A 16,123-nucleotide genomic window follows, 5' to 3' on the forward strand; every position below is an offset into this window, starting at 1 on the left:
GCTACCAGGAAAACGGGCCGGACACTGTACGGAGTCGACGGCTCGCTTTCCTTGGTGACCTCCGTAAGGTCACTACATGACCGTTTTGGATGAGGCGCCGAGTGAGCCGACGGACGCGCGCGGCCGGGTGGCCGAGCTGCACGAGATCCGTGCGCAGGCCCTGGCCGGGCCGAGCGAGAAGGCGACCGAGGCTCAGCATGCCAAGGGCAAGCTGACCGCCCGGGAGCGCATCGAGCTGCTGCTGGACCCGGGCACGTTCCAGGAGGTCGAGCAGCTGCGCCGGCACCGGGCGTCCGGTTTCGGCCTGGAGGCGAAGAAGCCCTACACCGACGGTGTGATCACCGGCTGGGGCACGGTGGAGGGCCGTACGGTCTTCGTCTACGCCCATGACTTCCGCATCTTCGGCGGCGCGCTGGGCGAGGCCCACGCCACGAAGATCCACAAGATCATGGACATGGCCATCGCGGCCGGCGCGCCGCTGGTCTCCCTCAACGACGGCGCGGGCGCCCGTATCCAGGAGGGCGTCTCCGCGCTCGCCGGCTACGGCGGCATCTTCCAGCGCAACACCAAGGCTTCGGGCGTCATCCCGCAGATCTCGGTGATGCTGGGCCCGTGCGCGGGCGGCGCGGCCTACAGCCCCGCCCTGACGGACTTCGTGTTCATGGTCCGCGAGACCTCGCAGATGTTCATCACCGGACCCGACGTCGTCAAGGCGGTCACCGGCGAGGAGATCACCCAGAACGGCCTGGGCGGCGCCGACGTCCACGCCGAGACCTCCGGCGTGTGTCACTTCGCCTACGACGACGAGGAGACCTGCATCGCGGAAGTCCGCTACCTGCTCTCCCTCCTCCCGCAGAACAACCGGGAGAACCCGCCCCGGGTGGAGTGCACGGACCCGGCCGACCGCCGTTCGGACGTCCTGCTGGACCTGGTGCCGGCGGACGGCAACCGGCCCTACGACATGGCCAAGGTCATCGAGGAGATCGTCGACGACGGCGAGTACCTGGAGGTCCACGAGCGCTGGGCGCGCAACATCATCTGCGCGCTGGCCCGGCTGGACGGCCAGGTGGTCGGCATCGTCGCCAACCAGCCGCAGACGCTCGCGGGCGTCCTGGACATCGAGGCGTCGGAAAAAGCTGCACGCTTTGTCCAGATGTGTGACGCTTTTAACGTTCCGATCGTCACGTTCCTGGACGTGCCCGGGTTCCTGCCCGGCGTCGACCAGGAGCACGGCGGGATCATCCGGCACGGCGCCAAGCTGCTGTACGCCTACTGCAACGCGACCGTGCCCCGGATCTCCCTGATCCTGCGCAAGGCCTACGGAGGTGCGTACATCGTCATGGACAGCCAGTCCATCGGCGCCGACCTCACCTTCGCCTGGCCGACGAACGAGATCGCCGTGATGGGCGCGGAAGGCGCCGCCAACGTCATCTTCCGGCGCCAGATCGCCGAGGCCGAGGACCCCGACGCCATGCGGGCCCGCATGGTCAAGGAGTACAAGTCCGAGCTGATGCACCCCTACTACGCCGCCGAGCGCGGCCTGGTGGACGACGTCATCGACCCGGCCGAGACGCGCGAGGTCCTCGTCCGCTCGCTCGCGATGCTCCAGAACAAGCACGCCGACCTGCCCTCCCGCAAGCACGGCAACCCCCCGCAGTAACCCGGCGGATCCTTCCCGGTACCCCCGCGGAAACCTCTCTCCTGGAGACTGAGACCTATGACCACCCATGACATCCGTGTCGAGAAGGGCCACGCCGAGCCCGAGGAAGTCGCCGCCATCACGGCCGTCCTCCTGGCCCGTGCGGCCGCCCGGCCCGCCACCGCGCCGGCCCACCGGAGCCGCCCGAAGGCGGGCTGGCGCCGCCTGGAGCGCGAGCCCGGCTTCCGCGCGCCGCACAGCTGGCGCTGAGCCGTTCCACGTCACGAAGGAGGGCCCCTCTCGAGCGAGAGGGGCCCTCCTTCGTGCGTCCGGGGCCGTCTGGGGTCGTTCCGGAACCGTCCGGGGCCGCGGGACACCGCCGGAGACGACCACGGGCTGCCGTGGACGGCTCCCGGCCGTCCGCGGCAGCCCGGCGGCCGCATGGTCCGCCGCTACCGCAGGCGGGCCATCAGCGCGTGCTCCACGAGAGTGATCAGCGCCGACTTGGCGTCCGCGCGGTGGCGGGCGTCGGTGGTGATGATCGGGGTGTCGGGGCCGATCTGCAGGGCCTCCCGGACCTCGTCCGGAGAGTACGGCTGGTTGCCGTCGAAGCCGTTCAGGGCGATGACGAAGGGGAGACCCGAGTTCTCGAAGTAGTCGACGGCCGGGAAGCAGTCGGCGAGACGGCGGGTGTCCACCAGGACGATCGCGCCGATCGCGCCGCGCACCAGGTCGTCCCACATGAACCAGAAGCGGTCCTGGCCGGGCGTGCCGAACAGGTACAGGATCAGGTCCTGGTCCAGGGTGATGCGGCCGAAGTCCATGGCGACCGTCGTGGTCGTCTTGTCCCCGGTGTGGGTGAGGTCGTCGATGCCCGCCGACGCGGACGTCATGACGGCCTCTGTGCGCAGCGGGTTGATCTCCGAGACGGCGCCGACGAACGTGGTCTTGCCCACGCCGAAGCCGCCCGCCACCACGATCTTCGCGGAGGTGGTGGAGCGGGAAGGACCGCCGCTAGAGCTTGCGAAGTCCACTGAGCACCCTTTCGAGCAGTGTCACGTCTGGCTGGCCGCCGGCGCTCTCGTCGCCGCCGGGCTGATGGATGGCGACCAGGCCCGCCTCCGCCAAGTCGGCGACGAGGATCCTGGCCACGCCGAGAGGGATCGTCAGGAGCGCCGAGATCTCGGCGACCGACTTGATCTCCCGGCAGAGGTTGCAGATCCGCTGATGCTCGGGCAGCTGGCCCTGCATCTGGTGCGGCTGCGCGGTGGTGTGCACCAGCGCCTCGATGGCGAGCTGGTAGCGCGGGCGCGTCCGGCCGCCGGTCATGGCGTACGGACGCACCAACGGATTTGAGGCCCCGCCGGCCGGAGCGGGCTCGGGGGAGCGCCGATGCGGCTGCACGGGCTGGATGCGCGGCGCGGGCGGCTGGTCGTACGGAGACGGGCCGGGACCCTGCGGGGCGTACGGCGCGGAGGGGAAGTCGTAACGGTTCGGGTTCTGGGAACCGTCGTGCTGGCCCTGGACAGGACCGTACGACCAGTTGCCCGCATGCGAACCGCCTGGGGGTGTTGCCACTTTCTCCTCCTCCGACTGTGCCGGGCACCCATCCGTGTGGAGCCGCGTCCCGAAACCTTACGGCCACGGGACGCCAAAACGCACGGTCTGTCTGTTAGTTGAGCAGGCTCCCCTGGAGCTCCGCACGGAGATCCGGCGTCAGAACCGTTCCTGCTCGGTCCACCAGGAGGGCCATCTCGTACCCGATGAGACCGATGTCCGCCTCCGGATGCGCGAGAACGGCGAGCGACGAACCGTCGGAAATGGACATGATGAAGAGGAATCCCCGCTCCATCTCCACAACCGTCTGGTTCACGCTGCCGCCCTCGAAGATGCGGGAGGCGCCTGCCGTCAGAGACGTCAGACCGGAGGCGACGGCCGCGAGCTGGTCGGCGCGGTCGCGGGGGAAGCCTTCGGACATCGCCAGAAGGAGTCCGTCGGCGGAGACCACCACCGTGTGGGACACCCCCGGGGTGTTGTCCACGAAGTTGGTGATCAACCAGTTCAGGTTCTGTGCCGCCTGGCTCATCGGGCTCACACTAACGCTCCTGGTTGTAGGTGCTGTCAGGACCGAAGCCCTGGCCGTTCGTTTCACTGCCTGCCCCGGCGTTGCGTCCGCGCTGGACGCCCCGACGCAGGTTGCTCAGCCTGCCCCGGACGTCTTCCGGGGCACGGGAGACCTGTGGGCCTCCCTGGGGGGTGCTCTCGGCGGCTCCCTCGACCAGGTTGGCCTTGGGTACCCGCCGCGGCAGGCCGGAGGAGGTGACCCCGCCTGCCTTGGGCTTCTTCAGCTGCGCCGCCTGCTGCCAGCGCTCGTCGTTCGCCGAGCGCCAGAAGCCGCCGTCGCCGTTGCTCTGGGAAGCCGGGTCGGAAGCCGGCGCATCCGTGTTCACGGGCCGCGCGCCGTTCGAACCGGCCGCGGTGGATCCGCGGCGGGGAAGCCCGGCGTCGGTCAGCTCGTGGACGGCGGAGGGGGCCGGTCCCGGACGTTCGAAGCCTACGCGGTCGGCCTCGCCCGCGTCAGCGGCCTGCGCAGATTCCGCTTCCGGAGCGTACTGGTCCGGGTAGCCGTTCTGGTAGCCGTCCTGCTGCGGCCAGTCATCCTGGTGGCGCCGCTCTTCGAACGCCGGGAAGGACTCGGGGACGGCCGGGTGGGCGGCGGCGTGCTCGTCCTGCCGGGGCTCCGCATAAGTGGCGTCGGGGTAGCCGCCGTTCACCGGGAAGCCGTCGGAGAAGCTCTCGTTCTGCGGCAGTTGGCCGTTCGGCGCGTAGTACTGCTCGCCGTACGGCGCCTGACGCTGCTCCTCGTACGCCATCGGCTGCTCGTACGTCGCCTGCTGCGGCTGCTCGTACGGTGCCTGCTGCGGCTGTTCGTACGGTGCCTGCTGTTCCGTGTAGCCCTGGCCGTTGTCGTAGGCGGGCTGCGCGTCGAAGGCGTCGGCGTACGTCTGGGCCCGGTCGGCCTCCTGGTCGCCCGGCTGGCCCTGCGTCTGTGCCTCCAGCGCCGCCCGGCGCTCCTCGCGCATCAGTGAGCGGCCGACCGGGTCCAGCTCCCGGATGTCGTCCGGGACCTCCGCGTAGCGGCTGTCGTCGAAGCCGAGTTCGGCGGCCGTGCGCAGCGGCTGCTGGCTGAAGTCCTCGCCGCCCGGGAAGTTCTGCTCCGGGATGATCTGCGAGACGGTGAACTCGTTCACGGCGGGCTGCTGTTCGCCGCCGCCGCCGTGGGTGATCGCGTCGGGCAGCATGACCAGCGAGGTGGTGCCGGCCTGCTCGCCGGAGGGGCGCAGCTGGACGCGGATGCCGTGCCGGTCGGAGAGCCGGCCGACCACGAACAGGCCCATCCGCTGGGAGATCGCGGCGTCCACGGTCGGCGGGTTGGCCAGCTTGTGGTTGATGTCCGCGAAGTCCTCGGCGGTCAGGCCGATGCCCTTGTCGTGGATCTCGATCATGACGCGGCCGTCGGGCAGCCGGGTCGCGGTGACGCGGACCTTGGTCTGCGGCGAGGAGAACGTGGTGGCGTTCTCCAGCAGCTCGGCCAGCAGGTGCACCAGGTCGGTGACCGCGCGGCCGTGGATCTCGGCCTCCGGGACGCCGGACAGCTCGATGCGCTCGTACTGCTCCACCTCCGAGGAGGCGGCGCGCAGGACGTCGACCAGCGGCACCGGCTGGTCCCAGCGGCGGCCGGGCTCCTCGCCCGCGAGGACCAGGAGGTTCTCGCCGTTGCGGCGCATACGGGTGGCCAGGTGGTCCAGCTTGAAGAGGTTCTCCAGCTGGTCGGGGTCGGCCTCGTTGTTCTCCAGGTCGGTGATCAGGGTCAGCTGGCCCTCGATCAGGGACTGGTTGCGGCGCGAGAGGTTGGTGAAGATCGCGTTGATGTTGCCCCGCAGCAGGGCCTGCTCGGCGGCGAGCCGGACGGCCTCGCGGTGGACCTGGTCGAACGCGCGGGCGACCTCGCCGATCTCGTCCCGGGTGGTGATCGGGATCGGCTGGACGCGGGTGTCCACCCGGCCCGGGTCGGTGCGCGAGAGCTGGTCGACCAGCATCGGCAGACGCTGCTCGGCGATGCCGAACGCGGCGTTGCGCAGCTGGCGCATCGAGCGGCTCATCTGGCGGGCGACCGCGCCGGCCAGGATGAACGCCAGCAGCAGGGCCACCACGACGGCGGCGCCGGTGATGATGGCGTCCCGCTTGGCGGCCGCGGCGATGTCCGAGGCCTCGTTCACGGCCTTGTCGGCCATGTCCGCCTCGATCTGGCGGTACCCCTTGAACTTGAGTGTGTTGACCGCCCACCAGTTCTCCGCCGTGATGCCCTGCTGGGCGAGCGCGGCACGCTCGGTGGCGTCGGTGCTCTGCAGCATCGCCAGGTCCGTGACCATGGCCGTGGACCCGGAGGGCGGCGGCACATAGGTCTTGCCCTGGGCCTTCGCCTGCGCGGCGGCCTGCTTGGCCATCGCCGCGCCGTCCGCCTTCATCCTGGCCTGGGCGTCGGCGAGGTTCTGGGCGTCCTGCGCGGTACCGCCGCCCTTGTACTCCTCGATGGCGATGCCCTCGAGGTAGGCGTAGGAGGACAGCGCCACGCGCTGCTTGGCCAGGTCCTGCGGCTGGGGGCCGGGGTTGATCAGCAGGTGCATGCCGATCGCGCGCTCCAGCGACAGCGCGGACTTGGTGAGCGAGATCGCGTAGACGGTACGGCCGTAGGAGGTGATGTTGCCGGTGCCCAGGCCCAGCTCGTTGGCGAACTCCAGCAGCGGGTGCGCGACCTTGAGGTAGCCCTCCTCGGTCTGCACGCCCTGGAGCTTGGAGGTGTAGGCCACGGCGCGCAGCGACTGCAGGCCGGGCTCCTCGGCACGGAACAGCCGCAGACGGCGTTGCAGGCCCGCCTTCTGCGGCATGTTCTGGGCGGCCTCGTCGAAGGCGTCGGCGGCCTTGTCGGTGGCGGCGCGGGCCGCGGTGACGGTCGCCTTGTCCTCGGGGGTCTGCGCCTTGCCCTTCAGCAGGGGGGCCGCGGTGATGTCGCGCTCGTTGTAGAGGGCGTCGGCGTAGGAGAGGGCGGCGCGTACCAGGCGGGCGGTGGCCTGGGCGTCCTCGGCGTCCTGCCAGGTGTCGATCGAGCTCTTGACCTGGAAGCCGCCCATGACGAGGCCGACCAGCACGGGTATGAGCAGGATCGCGTTCAGCCGGGTCGGCACCCGCCAGTTGCGCGGAGAGAGGCGGCCGCCGCTCGGAGCGGGCGTGGCCGCCGGCTCCGATCCGGGCACAGGGGCGGGTGCCGCTCCGCGCGGCGGCGGGGTGAAGTTGCCCCGCGCCGACGGCTCGGGACCGTTCTTGCTTCGCCTCACTCGACCAACAACCTCTCGGCGGTCGGCACCTACGTTGTGCCGCAGTTTCTCAGAGCCCGTGCCTCATCGACTGATGAGTACGTCATTGACTATTGGGCAGTTCAGGCATTCCAGCATGTCGACCTGCGGTCTTCCAAACAGTGGAACGAACCGGTTCGCTCCGATGTAAGTCACAGATAAAACGGTCATAAAGAGCGAGCCCCGTCAAATGACGGGGCCGACGTGGACACAGCGGCACCGATCGACCGCGACGCGTGGCCGCATCTCCCGATTCCTCTGTCAAACCGTTATGAACACCGGGGCCGACCGTGTCAAAAGCCACAGCCGGCTCCGGGGTTCCTACGACAACTGCGGTAAGCGGCTGCCATTTTGAGGTACTACCGCAGGCGGGCCATCAGTGCGTGCTCGACCAGTGTGATCAGCGCGCTCTTTGCATCCGCACGGTGTCGCGCGTCGGTCGTGATGATCGGGGTGTCCGGCCCGATCTGCAGCGCCTCGCGCACCTCCTCCGGGGCGTAGGGCTGGTGCCCGTCGAAGCCGTTGAGCGCGACGACGAACGGCAGCCCGCTGTTCTCGAAGTAGTCGACGGCCGGGAAGCAGTCGGCCAGGCGCCGGGTGTCCACGAGCACCACCGCGCCGATCGCGCCGCGCACCAGGTCGTCCCACATGAACCAGAAACGGTCCTGGCCGGGCGTGCCGAACAGGTACAGGATCAGGTCCTGGTCGAGCGTGATGCGGCCGAAGTCCATGGCCACCGTGGTGGTGGTCTTGTCCCCGGTGTGCGTGAGGTCGTCGATGCCCGCCGACGCGGACGTCATGACGGCCTCCGTGCGCAGCGGGTTGATCTCCGAGACGGCGCCGACGAAGGTCGTCTTGCCGACGCCGAAGCCACCCGCCACCACGATCTTGGCGGACGTGGTGGCCCGGCTCGGTTCAGAGCTTGCGAAGTCCACTGAGCACCCTTTCGAGCAGTGTCACGTCGGGCGCACCGGTCGTCTCGTCGCCACCAGGCTGGTGAACGGCGACGAGACCGGCCTCGGCCAGATCCGCGACGAGAATCCGTGCCACGCCCAGCGGCATGGCCAGCAACGCCGACACCTCAGCGACCGACTTCACCTCACGGCACAGGTGGCAGATGCGCTGGTGCTCCGGGAGCAGCCCCATGAGTGCTGCCGGATCGGCCGTGGTGCTGATCAGCGCCTCGATGGCGAGCTGATAACGCGGCCGGGTCCGGCCGCCGGTCATCGCATAGGGACGTACCAGCGGCTGGTCGCCCTCATCCTCGTACGGCTCCGCGTACGGATCATGAGAGGCGGTGGGCGGGGTCATGAATCCTCCGGGCGGGACAGCAAGTCGGTCGGGCTAGCCGTCTGACGGGGCCGGTGGGGGGATCGTGGCGGCCGGACGGTGATCTGGTGAGGAGGGTGGATCTGGGCCGATCAGTGCAGCAGACTGCCCTGTAGTTCGGCGCGCAGGTCCGGCGTGAGGACCGCACCTGCACGGTCGACGAGCAGGGCCATCTCATAGCCGACCAGGCCGATGTCGCACTCGGGGTGCGCGAGCACGGCCAGGGACGAGCCGTCGGAGACGGACATCAGGAAGAGGAACCCGCGTTCCATCTCGACGACCGTCTGCGCCACGTTGCCGCCCTCGAAGATCCGGGACGCCCCGGCGGTCAGCGAGGTGAGCCCGGACGCGACGGCCGCGAGCTGGTCGGCGCGGTCGCGGGGGAAGCCTTCGGACATCGCCAGAAGGAGTCCGTCGGCGGACACGACGACGGTGTGGGACACCCCGGGGGTGTTGTCCACGAAGTTGGTGATCAACCAGTTGAGGTTCTGTGCCGCCTGGCTCATCTGGCTCAACTAACGCTCCTGCTGGTGAGTGGGGCTCGGGAAACTGCCGGTCTGGCCGTTGCCGGCCTGGCGACCCTGCGCGATGCCCCGACGGAGGTTGGTCAGCCGGCCGCGTACGTCGTCAGGCGTACGCGAGACCTGCGGACCGCTTTGGTGCTGTTGCTGCTGAGCCGTGCCCGGGACGAGGTTCGCCCGGGGTACCCGGCGGGGCAGGCCGGAGGTGGTGACGCCGCCCGCGGCCGGCTGCCGTACCCGCTCGGCCTGCCGGACGAGGTCGTCGTTCGGCGAGGTGCGCCAGGCGGCGGTTCCGGGACGCTGGGGGGCCGCCGGGGCCTGCGGCTGCTGCGCGGGCTGGGCGGACTCGCCCTGTGCCTGCCGGCCGCCGCGGAACCAGTTGGTCTCCAGCGTGTCGTAGAGCGGGGTGCGGCCGTCGCCCGGCCCGGCCGGCGGAAGGGCCTCGGGCTCCTGGCGGCCGGGCTGCTGCGGACGCGGGGGCATCGGCGGGCGCGGGGCGCCGAAGTCGGCGCCGCCGCGGCCGCCGCCCACCTGCGGCCGCTCGAACTGCCCGGTGCCGCCCTGGTCGGGCCGGCCCGGCAGCGCGTGCTGTCCGGTGGAGGAGCCGTCGTAGCCCGGCCGCTGGAACTGGCCGGTGGAGCCGTTGTCGTAGGCCTGCGGTATCGCGAACTGGCCCGTGTTGGCGGGGCTGTTCGGGTTGTGCGGGTTGTTCTGGCCGTGCTGGCCGCCCGGGGTGCCGAAGACGTCCGAGCGGACGAAGCCCGTGTTCTGCTGCGGGTTCGCGGCGGGCGCCGGAGGAGCGAAGTCCTGGCGGGCGAACTGGCCGGTGTCCTGCGGGCTGTCGGGTGCCGGGGCGCCGAAGTCCTGGCGGGCGAACTGGCCGGTGTCCTGCGGGCTGTCGGGTGCCGGGGCGCCGAAGTCCTGGCGGGCGAACTGGCCCGTGTCCTGGCGGCCGTTGGGTGCCGGGGCGCCGAAGTCCGGGCGGGGGAACTCGGAAGTGGAGCCGGGGCCCTGCCGGTCGTCGATCCGCGGCATGCGGGAGGTCTGGGCGGGGTCCTGCTCGTCGTGTCCGCGCGGGGCGTCGAGCGAGGCGCGCTCCACCGGAGGCTGCGCGTTCTCGTCGCTCCAGCTGGGCACCCGGGGCTGCTGCTGGTCGCCGCCCGGCAGCTCGGCGCGCGGGGTGGCGCCGCGGCCGGGCAGCTGGGCCCGGCGCCCGTGGCGCCGTCCGCCCCGTTCGGGGGCGGCCCTGCCCGCGTCCCCGGCGTCCGGCAACTGCGGAGGCACGGGGCCACGACCGCCGCCGAAGGCGTCCTGGCCGGCGCCCGCCGCCTGCAGACCCTGCGGCGCACCCGGCGCCTGGCCGCCGAACCCGGCGCCCGCGCCGGCGGCCGGCCGGCCCTGCGGGGGAACCCCGGGCCCCTGCGGTCCGCGCGGTCCGCCCGGCGCACCGGGACGACCGCCCGCGCCCGCACCGGGCAGCGCGGCCCGCGGTCCCTGGCCGGCGCCGAGGCGGCCGCCACCGGCCGGACCGGCGCCCAGCGCGCCGCCGCCGAAACCGCCGCCGTTCTGCGCGGCGGCCTGCCGGCGTGCCGCGGCGGCACCCGCGGCAGCCTGCGCGGCGGCCGGACCGCCGCTCGGCGCGGGGGCGCCGGGCTTGCCGCCGGGAGCGGGCTTCTTGGCGCCCTGCGCCACGTCGACCGGCAGCATGACCAGCGCGGTCGTACCGCCGGAGTCGGACGGGCGGAGCTGGATGCGGATGCCGTGGCGCTGCGAGAGGCGGCCGACCACGAACAGACCCATGCGGCGGGAGACGGAGACGTCCACGGTGGGCGGCGAGGCGAGCCGCTCGTTGATCGCCGCGAGGTCCTCGGGGGAGAGGCCGATGCCGGTGTCGTGGATCTCGATCAGCACCCGGCCGTCGGGCAGCGCGTGACCGGTGACCTTGACCTTGGTCTGCGGGGAGGAGAAGGAGGTCGCGTTCTCCAGCAGCTCGGCGAGCAGGTGCACGAGGTCGTTGACGACCCGGCCGGCCACTTCGGTGGTGGGCACGGAGGCCAGCTCGATGCGCTCGTACTGCTCCACCTCGGACGCGGCGGCGCGGAGCACGTCGACCAGCGGGACCGGGCGGGTCCAGCGGCGGCCGGGCTCCTCACCGGCGAGGACGAGGAGGTTCTCACCGTTGCGGCGCATACGGGTCGCGAGGTGGTCGAGCTTGAACAGCGAGGACAGCTGGTCCGGGTCGGCCTCGCGGGACTCCAGTTCGGAGATCAGCGACAGCTGGCGCTGGATCAGACCCTGGGAGCGGCGCGAGAGGTTGGTGAACATCGCGTTGACGTTGCCCCGCAGCAGGGCCTGCTCGGCGGCGAGGCGGACCGCCTCGCGGTGCACGTCGTCGAAGGCCGCGGCCACCTGGCCGATCTCGTCACGGGAGTGCACACCGACCGACTCGACGGAGGTGTCGACGTCCTGCGGGTCGGCCTCGGACAGCTGCTTGACCAGCTCGGGCAGGCGTTCCTGGGCGACCTTGGTGGCGGTCTCCTGCAGCCGGCGCAGCGAGCGGATCATGGACCGGGCCACGACGAAGGCGCCGACCAGCGAGACACCGAGCACCAGCAGGATCAGCGCACCCGAGATGATCGCTTCCTGCTCGGAGGCGCTGCGCAGCTCGCGCGCCTTCTGCTCCATGTCCTCGAGCAGCGTGTGCTCGATCTTCTGCATCTGCTCGATCTTGGTCGAGCTGTCGTCCACCCAGTCCTGGTAGGAGCGCTTCTGCAGGTCGGACAGGCCGTCCTTGCTCGCCAGCGCGCGGCTGGCGTAGGTGTCGGTGGCCTTGATCGACGCGTTGTTCTCCTCGATGGGCTTGAGGAGCGTGGCCGCCCTCTCGGTGCCGTAGAGGCTCTTGAAGGTGCGCAGGTCGGAGGTCTGGCTGGCCAGCGCCGACTGGGCGTAGAGACGGTCGTTCTCCGACAGGTCACCGGTGGTGTTGTTGTTGGCCGGCAGCGCCGCCGCGAGGACCGCGCGCTGCACCGACGCGTACTCCTTGGCGGAGGAGAAGGCCGCCAGGGCGCGGGTGCGCTGGATCATCTCGGGGTTGCTGGTGGCCTCCGCCATGTCCTGGGAGAGGTCCAGCAGGTTGGTGATGAGGCGGTGGTAGGACTCGACGGTCTGGGTCGAGTTGTCCTTGGCCTCGTAGGCGGAGTTGCGTATCTTCGCCAGGTCGCCCAGGTCGCGGACGAGGCCGACCAGGGTCTCGCGGACGCCGAGCAGGTTGCCGTTCGCCATGCTGGAGGTGTCGATCTCCTCCGCGGCGTCCTTGAAGTTGGTCACGGACCGGTCCGTCTTGTCCCGGTAGCCCTTGACCGTGTACGCGCTGGCCTTGGAGCCGTGCGCGAGGGGGCCGGCGGACTGGTCGCGCTCGTCCTGGAGGGCGGCGGCCAGTTCGGTGGCCTGCTTGGTCATGTCCGTCAGCAGCTTCATGTTGTCGAGCTGCTGGATGTCGTCCATGTTGTCGCTGATGCGCAGGGCGCCCAGCGAGGTGGCCGCCACCACCGGGAGCGCGAGCAGCGACACCAGACGCGTGGAGATGCGCCAGTTGCGCAGGGCCACCCGCGATCCCGGGCCGCTCGGGCCCGTGGGCGCCTTGGCCGGCGCGGCGGTGGGACCGGCGGACCCGGAAGGCGTCGTCGGGCCGGGACGCCCGGCGCGGTCGCCGCCGTCGCCGGACGGGGCCGGGCCCGGGTTCTGGGCGTGCTGGGGCGAGGAGCTGCCGGCCATGGGGCCAGTCCCGCCGTGCGGCTCCGGCTGAGCCGAAGCGCCGTTATCCCTCTTGAAACGTCCCTGCACTAGCGTCGCAACCTCTGGACCAGGCGCCCCTCCGGGTGAACGGAGGGACACGGTGTCGGCGTTGTGGGGAACGCCCTGAAAACGCCCCCCGGGTGGTCGTGAGTGACCGGCGCTGGCTCCCCCTGTCTCGCCGCCACTCGGCGCTGCGTTGCGCCCCCTGCGCGCCGGCTCGATCCTGCGGCGGTCCGTGGAATTCCAGCACAGTGCAGGATCTCCAACAAGGCCCGTGGGTCATGCCGTGACGCGGGTGACAATTTGTGAGTGTCGGGTCACCGGACGTAGAAAGAGATCCGGTTAATATCGGACGTATGCCCGCGAGTCGTCCGGCGGTGAGCCGTGTCCCAGTCGCCATGATCAGGAGCGGAATGGTGGCTTCAGGGGGTCAATGTCCGTTTCGGTCCGGTGGATTGCGGGCCGGAATTGACCGGTTTGCCCTTGGGGTAGTGAGCAAACTCACACGGTGATCACGGCTTCGCCGGGGTTTCCGAAGGGAATTGCATGTTTAGCCTGACGGTTTACAGGACGTAACACTTTGACAACCGTGCCCGGGATGGGGCTTTCGCCGCACGCGGGTGCCCGAACACGACAAGGTCGACTACAGCCGTGAAGACGACGATGATGTTCCGCACGATAGCCAACCCGCGGCGCACGACGCTGGCGCACCTCGAGGACGCCGACGAGCTGCAGACCCCGGAGCAGCCGGAGCACTCCGTCGAACTCCCCGCCCAGACCGCCAACCCCAGGCGCACCGTCCTGATGGACGTGCCCGTCGCGGCCATCGCCGAGTAGGCGGAGCAGGCCCGCAAGCAGCACGCGCATCGGCCGCCGATCGCCCGATCCGGCCGGTCACCGCAGCCCCGGAGGCCACGCCGCCTCCGGGGCTCGCGCCGTAATGCGCGAGGTCCCCGCGCTGTTGCCGCGTTAGCCTGGAGCGTCAGACTCCAGTCGGTTCAGTTAAGGGGCGCAGGCATCCCGTGCGCATCGCCAGATTCTCCATCGACGGGAACGTCGCCTTCGGCGCGGTCGAGGGCGACAGGCCGGACGAGCTCGTGCTCGACATCATCAAGGGCATCCCGTTCGCGGACTTCGAGCTCTCCGGCACGAAGGTCCCGCTGAACAAGGTCCGGCTGCTGCCGCCGGTGCTCCCCAACAAGGTCGTCGCCTTCGGGCGCAACTACGCCGAGCACGCGCGCGAACTGGGCAACGAGGTGCCGGACGCGCCCTTCGCCTTCTTCAAGCCCTCCACCTCGGTGATCGGCTCCGGCGACGAGATCGCGTACCCGTCCTTCTCCCAGGAGCTGCACCACGAGGCCGAGCTGGCCGTGGTCATCGGCCGCATGTGCCGCGAGGTCCCCCGTGAGCGTGTCAAGGACGTGATCCTCGGCTACACCTGCGCCAACGACGTCACCGCCCGCGACGTCCAGCGCCGGGAGAAGCAGTGGGCCCGGGCCAAGGGCTTCGACACCTCCTGCCCGCTCGGTCCCTGGGTGGAGACGGACCTGGACGCGAGCGACCTGACGATCCAGCTCACGGTCAACGGCCAACAGCGCCAGCTCGGCCGCACCAGCGAGATGATCCACCCGGTCGAGGATCTGATCGTCAACATCTCCGAGGCCATGACGCTGCTCCCCGGCGACGTGATCCTCACGGGCACCCCCGCGGGGGTCGGCCCTCTCAACGTCGGCGACGAGGTCGCCGTCACCATCGAAGGCATCGGCACTCTCACCAACAAGGTTGTCAAGCGTGGCTAGCGCACCCGTTCGTGTCCGTTTCTGTCCCTCGCCCACCGGTAACCCGCACGTGGGCCTGGTGCGCACCGCCCTGTTCAACTGGGCGTTCGCCCGGCACCACCAGGGCACACTCGTCTTCCGCATCGAGGACACCGACGCGGCCCGCGACTCCGAGGAGTCCTACAACCAGCTCCTCGACGCGATGCGCTGGCTCGGCTTCGACTGGGACGAGGGCCCCGAGGTCGGCGGCCCGCACGCGCCGTACCGCCAGTCGCAGCGCATGGACATCTACAAGGACGTCGCCGCCAAGCTGATCGAGGCCGGCCACGCCTACCGCTGCTACTGCTCGCAGGAGGAGCTCGACACCCGCCGCGACGCCGCCCGCGCCGCCGGCAAGCCGTCCGGCTACGACGGCCACTGCCGCGACCTCACCGACGCCCAGGTCGAGGAGTACCGGGCCCAGGGCCGCGAGCCCATCGTCCGCTTCCGGATGCCCGACGAGACGATCACCTTCACCGACCTGGTCCGCGGCGAGATCACCTACCTCCCGGAGAACGTCCCGGACTACGGCATCGTGCGCGCCAACGGCGCCCCGCTGTACACGCTGGTCAACCCCGTCGACGACGCCCTGATGGAGATCACCCACGTCCTGCGCGGCGAGGACCTGCTCTCCTCCACTCCGCGCCAGATCGCCCTCTACAAGGCGCTGATCGAGCTGGGCATCGCCAAGGGCGTCCCCGAGTTCGGCCACCTCCCCTACGTCATGGGCGAGGGCAACAAGAAGCTGTCGAAGCGGGACCCGCAGTCCTCGCTCAACCTCTACCGCGAGCGCGGCTTCCTCCCCGAGGGCCTGCTCAACTACCTCTCGCTGCTGGGCTGGTCGCTCTCGGCGGACCGGGACATCTTCACGATCGGGGAGATGGTCGCGGCCTTCGACATCACGGGCGTCAACCCCAACCCGGCCCGCTTCGACCTCAAGAAGTGCGAGGCGATCAACGCCGACCACATCCGCCTGCTGGACGTGAAGGACTTCACGGAGCGCTGCGCGCCGTGGCTGCGGGCCCCGTTCGCTCCCTGGGCGCCGGAGGACTTCGACGAGGCCAAGTGGCAGGCCATCGCGCCGCACGCGCAGACCCGCCTGAAGGTCCTGTCGGAGATCACCGACAACGTCGACTTCCTGTTCCTGCCCGAGCCGGTCTTCGACGAGGCGAGCTGGACGAAGGCGATGAAGGAGGGCTCGGACGCCCTGCTGCGCACGGCGCGGGAGAAGCTCCAGGCGGCGGACTGGACCTCCGCCGAGTCGCTGAAGGAGGCCGTGCTGGCCGCCGGCGAGGCCCACGGCCTCAAGCTCGGCAAGGCCCAGGCCCCGGTCCGGGTCGCCGTCACCGGCCGCACGGTCGGCCTGCCGTTGTTCGAGTCCCTGGAGGTCCTGGGCAAGGACGCGACGCTGGCCCGCATCGACGCCGCCCTGGAGAAGCTCGCGGCGTGACACACGCGCGTGAAGGCATGCACGCGACCGCAGACGCGCGTGAAGGCAGACGTGCGTGAAGGCAGACGTGCGTGAAGGCAGACGTGCGTGAAGGCAGACGTGCGTGAAGGCAGACGTGCGTGAAGGCAGACGTGCGTGAAGGCAGACGTGCGTGAAGG

General features: G+C 70.6%; 13 protein-coding genes. 5 read left to right on the top strand and 8 right to left on the bottom strand.

All coding sequences use genetic code 11. The features are described from left to right. The first annotated feature begins 76 nt into the window (after positions 1 to 76). Together AB0G63_RS14825 and AB0G63_RS14830 are read left to right on the top strand one after the other, a co-directional pair. The gene (locus tag AB0G63_RS14825; RefSeq protein WP_360749680.1) at positions 77 to 1,660 is read left to right on the top strand and encodes an acyl-CoA carboxylase subunit beta; all 1,584 of its coding nucleotides are present in this window, start codon (positions 77 to 79) and stop codon (positions 1,658 to 1,660) included. A gap of 57 nt (positions 1,661 to 1,717) precedes the next feature. After that, complete coding sequence (locus AB0G63_RS14830) at positions 1,718 to 1,909, top strand: acyl-CoA carboxylase subunit epsilon (RefSeq protein WP_360749683.1); 192 nt, start codon at positions 1,718 to 1,720, stop codon at positions 1,907 to 1,909. Positions 1,910 to 2,091: 182 nt separating this feature from the next. Here the strand turns inward: AB0G63_RS14830 and AB0G63_RS14835 are convergent, their stop codons facing one another. The 8 genes from AB0G63_RS14835 to AB0G63_RS14870 all read right to left on the bottom strand — a co-directional run bounded on the left by AB0G63_RS14835 (position 2,092) and on the right by AB0G63_RS14870 (position 12,746). Next, positions 2,092 to 2,673, bottom strand: coding sequence for an ATP/GTP-binding protein (locus tag AB0G63_RS14835; RefSeq protein ID WP_029183992.1), 582 nt, complete (start codon positions 2,671 to 2,673; stop codon positions 2,092 to 2,094). Next, positions 2,654 to 3,217, bottom strand: a complete 564-nt coding sequence (locus AB0G63_RS14840) for a DUF742 domain-containing protein (protein ID WP_360749688.1) — start codon at positions 3,215 to 3,217, stop codon at positions 2,654 to 2,656. Before AB0G63_RS14840 ends, AB0G63_RS14835 begins: the two co-directional genes overlap by 20 nt. 94 nt (positions 3,218 to 3,311) lie before the next feature. After that, a complete protein-coding gene (locus AB0G63_RS14845) occupies positions 3,312 to 3,725 on the bottom strand; it encodes a roadblock/LC7 domain-containing protein (protein ID WP_004983065.1) in 414 nt (137 codons plus the stop codon). Between the two features lie 10 nt (positions 3,726 to 3,735). Then, a complete protein-coding gene (locus AB0G63_RS14850) occupies positions 3,736 to 7,035 on the bottom strand; it encodes a nitrate- and nitrite sensing domain-containing protein (protein WP_360749691.1) in 3,300 nt (1,099 codons plus the stop codon). 377 nt (positions 7,036 to 7,412) lie between these two features. Further along, on the bottom strand, positions 7,413 to 7,988 hold the full coding sequence (locus tag AB0G63_RS14855; protein WP_115905688.1) for an ATP/GTP-binding protein: 576 nt from the start codon (positions 7,986 to 7,988) through the stop codon (positions 7,413 to 7,415). Next, on the bottom strand, positions 7,969 to 8,364 hold the full coding sequence (locus tag AB0G63_RS14860) for a DUF742 domain-containing protein (RefSeq protein WP_108015325.1): 396 nt from the start codon (positions 8,362 to 8,364) through the stop codon (positions 7,969 to 7,971). Before AB0G63_RS14860 ends, AB0G63_RS14855 begins: the two co-directional genes overlap by 20 nt. Positions 8,365 to 8,474: 110 nt before the next feature. Beyond that, positions 8,475 to 8,888 (bottom strand): roadblock/LC7 domain-containing protein, encoded by a 414-nt coding sequence (locus tag AB0G63_RS14865; protein WP_003973453.1) that lies wholly within the window; start codon positions 8,886 to 8,888, stop codon positions 8,475 to 8,477. A gap of 9 nt (positions 8,889 to 8,897) precedes the next feature. Next, complete coding sequence (locus AB0G63_RS14870; RefSeq protein ID WP_360749696.1) at positions 8,898 to 12,746, bottom strand: nitrate- and nitrite sensing domain-containing protein; 3,849 nt, start codon at positions 12,744 to 12,746, stop codon at positions 8,898 to 8,900. 603 nt (positions 12,747 to 13,349) lie between these two features. Here AB0G63_RS14870 and AB0G63_RS14875 point away from each other — a divergent pair. The 3 genes from AB0G63_RS14875 to gltX all read left to right on the top strand — a co-directional run bounded on the left by AB0G63_RS14875 (position 13,350) and on the right by gltX (position 15,965). Beyond that, positions 13,350 to 13,535, top strand: coding sequence for a hypothetical protein (locus tag AB0G63_RS14875; RefSeq protein ID WP_360749699.1), 186 nt, complete (start codon positions 13,350 to 13,352; stop codon positions 13,533 to 13,535). Between the two features lie 185 nt (positions 13,536 to 13,720). Beyond that, the gene (locus AB0G63_RS14880; RefSeq protein WP_360749702.1) at positions 13,721 to 14,497 is read left to right on the top strand and encodes a fumarylacetoacetate hydrolase family protein; all 777 of its coding nucleotides are present in this window, start codon (positions 13,721 to 13,723) and stop codon (positions 14,495 to 14,497) included. Then, on the top strand, positions 14,481 to 15,965 hold the full coding sequence (gltX, locus tag AB0G63_RS14885; RefSeq protein WP_360749705.1) for a glutamate--tRNA ligase: 1,485 nt from the start codon (positions 14,481 to 14,483) through the stop codon (positions 15,963 to 15,965). Before AB0G63_RS14880 ends, gltX begins: the two co-directional genes overlap by 17 nt. Positions 15,966 to 16,123 lie beyond the last annotated feature (158 nt).

The sequence above is a fragment of the Streptomyces sp. NPDC020996 genome, assembly GCF_040641355.1.
In the GTDB taxonomy this organism is placed as follows: Bacteria; Actinomycetota; Actinomycetes; order Streptomycetales; family Streptomycetaceae; genus Streptomyces.